The sequence below is a fragment of the Vibrio sp. 99-8-1 genome (assembly GCF_013114595.1).
Lineage (GTDB): Bacteria > Pseudomonadota > Gammaproteobacteria > Enterobacterales > Vibrionaceae > Vibrio.
The window spans coordinates 29,491-41,841 of record NZ_VTXE01000004.1 but is presented as its reverse complement, the minus strand read 5'-3'; the positions used below and the strand labels follow the sequence as shown (position 1 = coordinate 41,841).

4 protein-coding genes are annotated in these 12,351 nt (G+C 41.8%); all 4 read right to left on the bottom strand.

Annotation, left to right across the window (positions count from 1 at the left end):
• Positions 1-12: 12 nt before the first annotated feature.
• Complete coding sequence (locus F0227_RS02845; RefSeq protein ID WP_171751657.1) at positions 13-972, bottom strand: transposase; 960 nt, start codon at positions 970-972, stop codon at positions 13-15.
• A gap of 946 nt (positions 973-1,918) precedes the next feature.
• Complete coding sequence (locus F0227_RS02840; RefSeq protein ID WP_171751656.1) at positions 1,919-9,307, bottom strand: hemagglutinin repeat-containing protein; 7,389 nt, start codon at positions 9,305-9,307, stop codon at positions 1,919-1,921.
• Positions 9,308-9,309: 2 nt separating this feature from the next.
• Positions 9,310-11,016, bottom strand: coding sequence for a ShlB/FhaC/HecB family hemolysin secretion/activation protein (locus tag F0227_RS02835; RefSeq protein ID WP_171751655.1), 1,707 nt, complete (start codon positions 11,014-11,016; stop codon positions 9,310-9,312).
• A gap of 218 nt (positions 11,017-11,234) precedes the next feature.
• Positions 11,235-12,302, bottom strand: coding sequence for a DUF2157 domain-containing protein (locus tag F0227_RS02830; protein WP_171751654.1), 1,068 nt, complete (start codon positions 12,300-12,302; stop codon positions 11,235-11,237).
• Positions 12,303-12,351: the final 49 nt, after the last annotated feature.

Below are 12,351 nucleotides of genomic sequence, written 5' to 3'. Positions count from 1 at the left end.
GTGTCGTTTAGATTAATTTAACTGATAACCGCACATTCGTCGTCGATGTAGCCTTGATAAATTACACTGAATGCTCTCTTTCATTCCTATACAGAGCGCTCTTTGCTTTTCTAGTTGAGTGCACGCTTTTAACCACGCCTTTTGGTTGATATTTAAACGTTTTAATAAAGGAGGCTGGCGGCTTGAAATGCTCGCTTTTCCTTCTCTAAATTCACGCCCAGTCCAATCAACCAGTTCTATATAATCCATTAATCTAAACGGAATGCCTGACAGCATTTCATTACTTGCGTTTCCAATAAAGGGATGCAAACAGGAAGCTGTTGTTTGTTGATGAGCAAGTGCACTTAAACGCTCTTTGACGGAGGTATAGTCTGAGTGTTCTGGTGTATCAGCCATTCCGGCTCTGATAGGATTTAGATCAGTGTAAGCCATGGCCGCTAACAGCGCTTTTTCGTCTAATAGTGCCTGACTTTTATAGCGACTTTCCCAAAAATGGCCTTTACAGTTTTCTTCTTGGTTGGCTTTCAGAGCAATATCAAAATTAAGCTCGCGCATAAACCAACTTAGGCTATACAAGCGCTCTCGCCAAGTTTGGATAATCTCTTGAACTACGGTGTGCTCTGCCTCTCCTTTAAGCTCTTGCTTTAACCATCGTTGAATCAACACAGGTAGCGAGTGCATCTTACTCCATAGCTCGACAACCTCGAGCTCGTTTAGTTTTAGGGCTTGCGATTTATTGATATGCACCACCAAATGATAATGATTGCTCATCACAGCATACGCACAAATATCAATGCAATAGATTTGGCTAAGCATCTTGATACGCGACTCTATCCAGCCACGACGATGCTCAAAATCTCGCTTCGAATAGTCATCATAGCCGCATAAAAATGTTCGACGAACACAGCGAGATACACAATGATAATAAGATGTTGCGTCTAAACAAACTTGTTGGTTTCTAGCTCTGGTCATTTCCACCTCCTACCTGAAATGAGTTTTTGCCAACATAGTCGATTTAGCTTTGTTGTTACCCAAGAAAATTATGCAGTTACGGGACATTTCTGATTTTTATGCAACTGACACAGTAACGGTCTCATAAAGTTGTTTATTAAGATGGCTGTCCTCGTTAGATCAACTCTGATCAACTCTGGTGTAGCTAAAAACACTATTCTATAAAACCGTTCTACAGTCTTATTTCTCCACGTGGAATTACTACAAAACTGCTCATACTTGCTAACTGGAAGAAATAATTCGCACTCCCCTCCCATGTGCCCACCATATTGAAAACCGATACACAAGTGCGTGGAACTTCTATTTTTTACCCAATACCCCAATGCTATCTCACTTTCCATTAAACAGCTCCTCAGCACTTTTCGTTACAACTTCATCTACCTTTGGCACAGCGAGGACATAGATCTTAAAAACGATTCAAACCAGCCAATTCTCATCTGCTCAGTTATAAATAGGTAAGTATATTTTTGTTATCATTTAGTTGAAAAATATTGAAAAAAACAATTTTATTCAAATTTATTGTATAGAAGTGTTCAGCTAATATTAAGGTTCCTGTGCCTTATTAGTGGCTAAATATTAATAAGACCTCAATGATATTTTTTTTCCATTTAAATGAATTCCTATAACCTCGGTAAACCATCCGTCGATTGAACGGTAATCAATCAATACTTTATAGTTTGGGCGAAATAGCTTAACTGCATCTTTACATAGATGATCTTTTACTCCAAACGAGAACCTCCTTCTCGTTTCTTCGTTAGACACTATCAGTTCGACAGAAATTGTTGATTTAGCGGTTTCAACGCATCTAGAAGAAACTACATTACCATAAAAAACATCTTGTTCTTTTAGCATAGCTGCTATTGAGAAAACTAGAAAAACTAAAAAACATAAAACTATATAAGCCCTGTTACTCATTATTTTTATCATCCCATATTTCTTTTATGTTGCTATGCATTGTTTCCATATAAACCTCTAAGCTACCAATCTCAGATGCTTTATTTAAACTATTTACAATCGCATCTATTTTCTTTTCTGCTTGCGGTACTTGATGTATATCTTTAATTCCATACCCTCCCAATAGTAAATCTGTCATCGATTTTTTTAATTTATCATCAAGATAGTTAGGCATTAAATCCATCATTGCACTCTGAATAGGATCATTAGCCACATTATTCTCTAAACCTTCAGTTAGTACTTCACCCAAATCACTAGTTGCAATACCTGCTCCTGCGCATCCAGCAAGATTTCCACCTACACAGCTAACTCCACCTAAAGCAATGGAGAAATAGTTGACAACCGCTTCTTTTGATTTAGCGTTGTCGTTAATAATTCCATCTACATTATTGTAATCTTTTAACGCCTCTTCTTTTAATCCGCTGGCCACAATATTCTCAACATGTGGAATATTCATGTAATCTATTTCCCCAGGTTTAAGTTCCGCTTCTTTCTTATTGAAATCATCACTATTACCTGTAACTAACGCTGAGTCATTCCCCATATATGAATTAGTATTGCCCTTCTTAACATCACCAAGACCACTGTTTTCTAGCGCAAATTCATAGTTTCCTTCGGCATATTCACCGACCAATTCAGCGTAATTTTCGCTCTGATTCCCTTTATCACCAATAATACCTTGCTTCTCTAACCCATGAGTAACTTCATGCGCTAAAATATTCATATAGTCTTGAGCATTCTTCATTGCCTTATCATTCAGAACAATGTTACTGCCCTTGTCGCCTGTATAGTGTGCACCACCAATCGACTTATTAACCGCGATAACCAAGGCACTCTCGATAGAGATATCGAATACTTCAGAGTAGGCTTCAGCGTAATCATTGATCGCATCTTGCTTCTGTTTGGCGGTAGCATTTTCAAGGTTATTGATGTTAACCGCTGCATCGCCTTTCTTCTGAGCAATCAGCAGTTGTACATCCAACTCCTTCTGCACCACATCCATATGCTCAAAGGTATCAGCCAACTTAACGGAATCTTCTAACGCTACGTCAGCTAATGACTGACCAGCTAAGTGTGTCCGCTTAACATCCTCTTTTATCTGCGCCCTACCCTCTTCACTCAACAACCGGTGATCAACAGTAACATCAAAATCCCCTTGCTTACGGTCAACTGTGAACAGGTCCTTTTCTGTATGTTCGGTGTCGCGATTTAGGCGTGAGGTGTCGTCGGAGTTTTCTGCGTCCGTGATGGTAAGGTTACCCTGACCAACCGTCGCTAGGGTTTTAGACTTGCTATATCCTGATGTGTTTTTGTATTGCAGATTGGTACTATTATTTGTTGCGTCCAATTCACCTTTGTTTATTCCTACACTGGTGCTTACCCCCATACTCTGGCTTTGATTGTATTCGGTGTTAGTTAAATCGGCGTAAGTTAGCGTATCTGTAGTGAGAGTTAGATTACCTAGGTCATTACCTTGCTCGTCAACGGTGGCGATTAGCGCCCCTTTTACATCGGTGTTATTACCCACATTTATATTGGCTTCGTTGCCAGAGGTTAAACTGGTTAATAGTGTTTGCTTGTTACTGCTGCGGCCATTTGAACTATTAATGCCGCCACTAGCACCAGTTGTACCACCACCAGATAAACTCAAACCACCACTCACGCCCATACCTTTATTGCTGCTGCTTTGCCTGTCCTGAACAGAGGCTATGTTTAAGTCCCTTCCGACATCCATATTTAGCACGTCATTTGCATGGACATTAGCACCAACGATATTGGTATCTTGGTTGGAAGTGATGGTTATTGTATTGGCATTAACACTGCTGTTGGTATGGGTGGTCGACTTGGAATCACTTTCATTACTATTAAGGCTGGCACTTAAATTGATCCCCGTAGACGCGCCATACACTGTCATAGATGCGCTTAGGCTACCCGAGTCCGTTTTGCTCTTGCGGCTTTGAGACTCTTGAGAAGCGAGAAGATTAACCTCATTGGCATCAATACTAATCTCCTCTATTGCCTGCAAGTTTGCACCTTGAATAGTGGCGTGATTGCCTTCTTGATTACCTGCATTAATAATGATGTTTTGTCCAGCAAGGTTAGAGGCGACTGAGCTAGTCTGAGCACTGTCTGATTGGGTTTTACTGCCCTCTATATCCAAATGCAATCCTGCATTGAAGCCATAAGTACCAGAGCTTTGGGCAGCAGCAGCGGTTTGCTGCACCAGCAAAGTAACTTTAGATGCTACATCAGCACTAGCAAGAGCGATACCTGTTACGTACCATGCTTCGTCGCTCTCTACATCATCAATTAAGCTTTGCAGCTCTTCGACATCATCATAGCTAACACCAGGCTGCTTCTCTTTGAGTTGTTGTTGCAATGACGCCAGTGTATTTTTGAGTTGTTGTTTTTGCTTTTTATACTGTTTGTAGTCCTTTTCTGCCTGTTTCAGTTTATTTTTTGACGCATCCACCGCCTTAGCAGCTTTGGCCACTTCCACCGCTTGATGTTGCACCACTAAGCTTGCTTTTGCCGAACCTTGAACCTGCTCAGTTTGGCTCTGCTCTTGTTCCTTCGCTTCAGAAATAGTGACGTTATCAGCAGTAAGAAGAACGTCACCTTGTTGATTGCTATCGGTATCGGAAATTAAGTTTGAACCTGAAATGGTAATATCACTTTCAGCCGTTAGAGCAATATCTCCCCCTGCTGCTAACTGCGATTGAGTCTGTTGACGAGTTTGTGATTGATGGTCATTCTTTTTGTAACTCGCCTCGCCAAGATTAATGCGCAGTTGCCCATCTTCTATGCTAATAATGTCGCTAGTGGCCCCTAGACCAATAGAAAGTGATTCACTATCTTGATACCGTTCGCTTTGATTTTGTGCAGGGATAATGTCGATATCACCCGTGTCTGCTGTCATACGAATATCTTTATCTGCTGTGACTTGTGAGCCAACTACCCCAATACTGCCGCTATGTATATTGACGTTGCCTTTAGTAGAAAGAGAACTGCTTTTTGATTTAGCGCTCTGCTCCCCTTCACGTTCAGTGTTCATTTCAAAGAGATTGCCACCACCAAATAATTTATAAGACTCACTCCATGATTTGCTTTGACGAGTTTCATCTGCGTCACTTATTACAGTGTTATTTGCCGCAACAAGATTAATGTCACTTCCGCTCACTATATCACTGGCAATAACGCCAATATTGTTGCCCGAATTAAGGTTAATGGTGTTACCAGCCCGAACTAAGCTACCTTCTAATTGTGTACTGCTATCAACTTGACCTGATTGATTACCACTAAGCCCTGCAAAGCCTTTTTTAATGGTTTCATTATGCTCAAATTCTTCGAAAGTCTGAGCAGCCACTACAATATCGCCATCAGCGTTCATATTAATGTTGCCTGAAGCTTGCAGTTCAGAGCCAATGATATTGATGTCACTTTCTCCCCCCGCTATCAAAGCAGACGCCAGTTTTTGAGCTTCTAAATCAATATCACCACCAGCACTAATTTGGCTCCCTATAACCTTCTCTTTATTGCTTTTATGTATCTTGGTTTCTTTACTGCCCAGCATGCCCTCTTTTGTGCGTTTGCTGTATTGGTAGAGACTGTCATTCACCGCAACGATATTAATGTCACCTTTGGTTTTAATATCCACGTTTTGTTCGGCATGAATATCACTGCCTGATAGCGTGACATCCTCACCGCTATTGAGCATCACATTGCTGCCCGATAGCTCTGAGCCTTGATGCGTTTTACTATGGCGAGTCTGTTGGTTGCCGCTGTAGTTATTGAGGTATTTCTGCTCATTTAATGCGGTATCTATGGTGATGCCTTTTTCCGCTTGCAAAGCAATATCGCCACCACTTTTTACCTCCGTATTGGTCAGGCGTATCTCTTCTCCTGCTTCGGCTTGGACACCCCCTTTTGCACTTAGGGTAGAACCATAGTGTTGCCTTTCCAGCAACTCAGTCTGCCCACCGCCATTGTTCACTCGGTAGTCTTGGCTTTTTTCTGCCGTATTGAACACAATATCTTTACCGGCATTCAGTGTCGCATCACCACCCACATGAATAGTCGACCCTTGGTTTTCTATATTGTTGCCAGCACCCATGGTTAAGTTGCCTCTTGCTACGATTTCACCTGCATCGCCTAGTTCGCTATAGCGCGCCGTCGCATTGTTGCCATGGTTTATGATGGTCTCTTTGGATTGGCGGCGATTAATCACGCTACCATTGGTACTGGTTAACGTGACGTCATCACCACTGAGCGTGCCACTTTCATTGAGTAGGTCACCTTGCGCATGCAAAGTTAGGTTGTCTTCGGCAGTTATGTCACCACCAAGGTTGTTGAGTGTGGTGTCACTCTCTATGTTTAACGCCTTACCCGATTGAATTCTTCCTTGGTTGGTCACCTCTCCCGCTCGAAGGGTCTGATTACCTCTCGCCACAATCTGTGCGCCGGTGCCAACGTTCTCTTCGTTTACTGATGCTAAATAGAGATTTGGGGCAAGCACTATTTGGCCATTTACCGTGGTTTCTTCATACCAAATTATATCTTGAGTAAGTTTGCTCACTTGATCAGCAGTCAAAGAAATACCGGCGGAGAGGTGAAGTTCAGTTTTCTGCTTCGCCGCCGCATCAATGAGTTGCTGCATCTGAGTGAAATCATTACCAACAGACGAGTTAAGATATCGCCGTCCTGTCTGTTCAAAAATCGCTTGGTTGATGATGCGAGTATCATAGTAAGCATCACCTAGAAACTTGATGTCTGTATTAGGGTTAAAACCGAGTTTACTTTGGAAATAGTCCGAGCCTAAATAGTCTCCCAAATTGACCAACGCAGGGTTGGTTTCTATCAAGTAATGGCTCTTAGGCCCGTCACTGTAGACAAACAAACCATTTGGACTGGTCGGCTTAGGAAATGTTGGCATGGGTACCGCAAAACTGTTGCTCTCAACCTTTTCGGTGACTCGGGTTGGTATGTTAGAGGGGGTGATAGCATCATGCTGTCGAACCTCGCCATTACCTAACTCTTTATCTGCCTCAATATTTATGTCACCGGATGCGGTAATACTCGAGTGATAGGTATCATTAATTTCGTGGCTATCTGCGCTATCAATCAGATTTAAATTAATGTAAACACTTCGGTGCCCAGAGCTGCTGCCTTTTATACTGCCACCGGGTGCAAAGTAGCGGCCTGTTGTGGTGATGGTGTCATCTACATAGGCGTTATTAGAGACTTGGTTAGCATTAATAACAATGTTGCCATGACTAGTGATTTGACTAACGGTGTTGGTTACCGTATCTGCGTTCAATACCAGATTTCCGGCCGATTCCAGTATTGCGGGTTTCCCTTCTACTATGACGCTATTGTGTATTTGTTTTACGGTTTTATACTCGTTTTGAGCACTGTAGTTGCCTTTGCAACGTATTTTCCAACTGTGTATTTTACAATTGCCCAGTTTCACACGAATGTTTTTGCCAATGCTATTACCATTGATGATATCGGTCTTACTGGCGGTAGTTACTTGTTTCACTGAATTGATAATATGCTCGGCGTTAAGCAGCATATTGCCCTGTGATTTTATATATCCAGATATATTGTCAATCGTCTGGCTTTTCTCACCATTGGTATTTTTCCCCACTGTTAAATTGCGACCTGTTATGATATCGCCACCGTCATTACGTAGGGTGTTGCTAATCTGTAACTGAGCGTCTTGGCCTGCGTATATCAACGCCTTATTGGTTAGATTATCCGCTGTCACCGTCATATCGGATTGAGCAATAAGTGTTCCTTCGTTTGTCACCTCTCCAGATTGAATATCCAACTCTTGCGTGGCCCGTACAACGCCGTTATTGACGATATTTTCTGCCACAAGGTCAATGCTATTGCCTGAATGCAATTTACCTTGCTGAGTCACCTTATTGGCTTTTATCTGAATATCCGACTGAGTGGTTACGTTGCCTTTATCCGTGACAGCTAACGTATTATCCAATTGCCAATTAAGACCACCTCCCTCTACATTCGTATCAATAGATGCAGAGTTAGCCTGCATATTATGCTGTTTAGCTTGTATTTTTCCTTTACCCGTTAATTTAATCTGCTCACCTTGTAGGGTAAGCTGCTCTGAAATAGAAACGGTGCCATGATTGTCAATCTCTTTAAGCGCCTTTAACTGGGCGGTGCGACCAATGAGCTTGCTTTCTTTATCAAGCTGCAATTGATTAACGGCAGTGGTTATCTCTTCTTTGGCAGAAAGAGTGGCGTTTTGTACATCAAGTACCTTGCTATTTAACTGCAGATCTCCCTCACTCGCCACATTAGCATCTACTGCGGTTATAGAAGCCGCACTCACCACATAATCACGGTCTGTTTGTTGATTGCCCGTTAATTTAACGTCATCGCGACTGTTCACAATCAAATCATTATGACTACTCACATCTGCCAAAACTATGTGACCATCGGAGGTTAACCGAATATCCCCTTGAGACGCAGCCAAATTACCAACATTAACACCAACGCCATCTTCAGTGGCAATAAGGGTAATACGTCCGGCATACATGCCCCCTAAGCTTGATGAGTCGATAGCTAAAGTGGGCTTTTCCCCAGCGACCGCAGCATGCTTAGTCGCTTGATTCGTCAGGTAATCAACACGATTTTTTCCGGTTACTACTGCTAAATCCTGAGCATGTATCGCCGCGTTTATCTTGGCGGTGCGGCTGACAATGTCAAAATAGTTTTGCTGACTGGCATCCAGTCCTAAGCCTTCTATCGTCACCGCTCCCTGACTCACATCAAAGCCTGTGACCTCTCCTGCATGAATCACGGGAGCACCGGTAGAAAGAGTTACTCTGGGAGTATTAATAAACCCGCAACCATCACACGTAATGCCATAGGCATTGCTTAAAATAACGTTGGCATTTTGGCCAAAGACTTCTGTATAACCTTGCAACTGGCTTGCTGTTGCTCCAGTCACTTCATTTAGAATGACGTTAGCCGCTTGCCCTCTTAAATTAGCATTCCCTTCAACTATTCCCCCTAACTGTGACCTTGCTAACGCCTCGGTGGAGTTGTTCAAAATGAGTCCTGATTTATCCACATTAAACTGCTGATACTGGTTATGAGAAAGGCCTTTGCTGTTTGGGGTGGCAATATTGACGACCTCAACACCGTTACGTGCCTGCGTTACCGTGGTATTTCCTCCACTCGCGACAACACTGGCAAGCGCAGGTTGAACATTGATAACGAAACAGACCAAATAAGCGAAAGAACGTTGCAAACATGACGTGTTAATAACTGAAGGCACATGATGTTTGCGTGTTGAAGGGAGCTTTTTCATAATTAAAACGCCATGGTGAGTTGGTAATTAACAACGTAATCATCACCTTTCAAGCGACTAGGTGTTTCAATAGGTAAACCTATAGAAAATTGACTACTTAAGAGGGTAGAACGAGTGTTGATGGCAACATATGCCCCCATTAAGGAGCCTTTTTCTAGTGCATCGCGACTGTCTTTAACGATCGAACCTGTGTCTATTGCCCACTGTGTACTAACATTGCCAATATAAGGAAGTTGACCTAGTCGGTGAGTAATCTCGTTGCGCCAGTAATAACCTTGATCTCCAGAAATGGAAGTATCTTTAAAACCTCGAACAGAATAGAGACCGCCGATACTCAACCTTTGGCTGCCATACAATGTGTCATCACTCCACTGTCCAAATAGCGTACTGTTTAAGGTGACGACTTGGGAGAGTGGGTAGGTATAGCTGGTGGCTAACGTTAGTTTCTCAAACAGAGCTTTAGGCATCATTGATGTTTTCTGGCTATCATCTTCCCCACCAAACCAGTCTGTTCCAGTGACATAACGAGGAGAAAGGGTAATGAACCCCCCAATAAACCGGCTGCTGTAATCAACAGACAATGAAGCGGAAGAAAGATTGCGCGAGCCCGTTTTAAGTAAGGTATCCATTATGTAGTTTTTCTCTCTACGGTGATGAACACCTAGCTTAAATAATGTTTTACTGTCGCTGTCTCGAGAGTAGAGCCAACTGATATCGGCATCGTGGCTGTTTGTTCTACCAGTGCTTTGAAAAGTAAAAGAGTTGTTATCTATACTCTGCTTATAATCGCTATAACTCGTTCGATAACTTGCATTCCAATAGCCTCTTGGTATATCGATACTAAATGCAACATTTTGTGAGTCTTGACTGGTTCGAAATTCGCTGCTCTTTTTGGCAGAGAGTGTCCATTGTTCAAGCCCATTGAGTAGATTGTCTGCCTTAAGAGTCATTGATAACTGGGTTTCGCCAGTATTCTCTTGACCACCGTTATCGACACCTATGGAACCAGAAACGATGCCTGCTGATGTTGCCTGAACATTGATGATGGAGTAGCCTTGCTTAGTCCCTGGCGGCAATTGAATTTTTGCGTTGTAACGCGACAGTCGATTTATTTGGTCTAAACCTTGCTCAATATCTCGGAGGTTAAGTATTTCTCCAACAATTGACGGCAAAGCATTATCGAGAAAACGGGCTGGCTTATTATTAAATAACAACGCTTCAACCCTACCTTCCAAAATAAAAATCTCTAAAACCCCTGACGTTAAATCTTGAGGAGTTAAAAAAGCGCGAGAAGTAACATAACCATTTTTTATATATAGATTAGAAATAACACTCAAATATTGGTTAATTTCATCAATACCGATACAACGAGCTTCAAATTTAATTTCTTGTTGCAACTGTTCAGATGTAAAAAGGGTATTACCAGAGAACAAGATACGTTTTATTTCGAAACAATTTGAACTTGATGGAAGGGTCGGTTGTTCAATCGTTGGGAGAGGTTGAAGAGATTCTACTGCCTGTTTTGCCTCTTCAAGTTGTTGCAATCGACGTTGTTGTTCTAACTCTATACTCTGTTTTGCAGAAGGAGACAACGCATAGGATTGCTTGGCAAAGCACAAAAACAAAAGCAACAATGATAGTTGCACTATATTGAGAAGCCTTTGCCAGCTTTGACCTACTAGATAATTACCCACCAAATTTGAGTTCATAACTTCGTCATCTGTTCAAATAATAGACAACTGTATGACGGTAGGGACACTATGAATATAGCATCTAATTAAATTTAGATTTATAAATATGTATATATTTCAAATAATCTGAAATTTGAAGTTACACAATAAATTTCATTAATATAATAATCACGCCGTTTTATAAAACAGCATACTGTGAGTAATTAGATCCTTTCATTTATAACTATAATTTAAGATTACTGCTTCGAAATATTTTGGCTGGTCAAATTCTTTACCAAACTTAGCTGCCATATTTTTTCTGCCTTGGTTCCGAGATACCAAAAACTTAAAGCCAGTATCGCAAAGAAAATGGCTTTATGGGTACTGTCCCAAAAGTATTCAAAAAAACGAGTATAAAGATTTATAAAGATAAACGTGAGGCCAAAGCCCCGTGTCATTCCATCATCATACTTTACGCCGTGGTATATAGCGCCAATGGCCGCAGCCGCGAACAGTATTGACCAATGAAACAGCTCTATCTGTTTTGCGCTTTGCCACACTTCCGGATCGCCATAGTTACCAAAAATAGACATGATCCAGAGTGCGATAAACAGGTAAAGCAGCCCGACAGCTTTCGTTGGTTTTAAAAATGCTGTTCTCATTTGCCATTGATTAAATACGTATGAGCCAACCGTTAATAACACCAGACCAAAAAGAACGAATCTTAGCGGGTAGTTCATGCCGAGATAATACGCTCCCCAACCAGACGCGTAGCCTGTCTCTGCTCCAAACCAACTGCCCAGTGACAATAACGAAAATAGCCATACCAATGTGGAGGGAAACCACAACCCTAACACCCCATAAACGATAGCTGCCAGCAGCAATAACAGTGAAAAATGTCCAGAGCCGGTATCTATTGCCTGCCCCAAAAAGGCGATAGATACGGCTGTTGCTACTACCGCCAAAAAGAAGATGGCTTCGTTGCTATACACTTTGTTGGGATGACGAGATTTTCTGCTCGCACCAAAAAAATACAACCCACCTGATAGCACTGCAAAGCCGGCGCATTTCACTGAGTCCGCTGCATCAAATAGCTTTTTGAATAACTCAATAAGCCATTGATCAAATAAGGCGGTAGAGACGGAAATGACGATACATGCGATGGCTAACCAAAAAGAGTATTTTGCTACACGCTTCCAATCAAAAAACGTTACCTCATAAGAAGCCTTAAGTGCCTGACCCTCAGATTCCGAGATAACCTCCGTTTCGGTCCAATGTTTAATAGCCTTATCAATTATTTTCCCTTCTTTTTTTGATACCTGCATTACTCTCTGATCCTTCGAAAATTAATTAACAGTGCTACCATCTCAACAG

Coding starts and splice junctions, on each gene's coding strand:
- F0227_RS02840 (WP_171751656.1), bottom strand. CDS start 9,307: ATGAAAAAGCTCCCTTCAACACGCAAACATCATGTGCCTTCAGTTATT.
- F0227_RS02830 (WP_171751654.1), bottom strand. CDS start 12,302: ATGCAGGTATCAAAAAAAGAAGGGAAAATAATTGATAAGGCTATTAAA.
- F0227_RS02835 (WP_171751655.1), bottom strand. CDS start 11,016: ATGAACTCAAATTTGGTGGGTAATTATCTAGTAGGTCAAAGCTGGCAA.
- F0227_RS02845 (WP_171751657.1), bottom strand. CDS start 972: ATGACCAGAGCTAGAAACCAACAAGTTTGTTTAGACGCAACATCTTAT.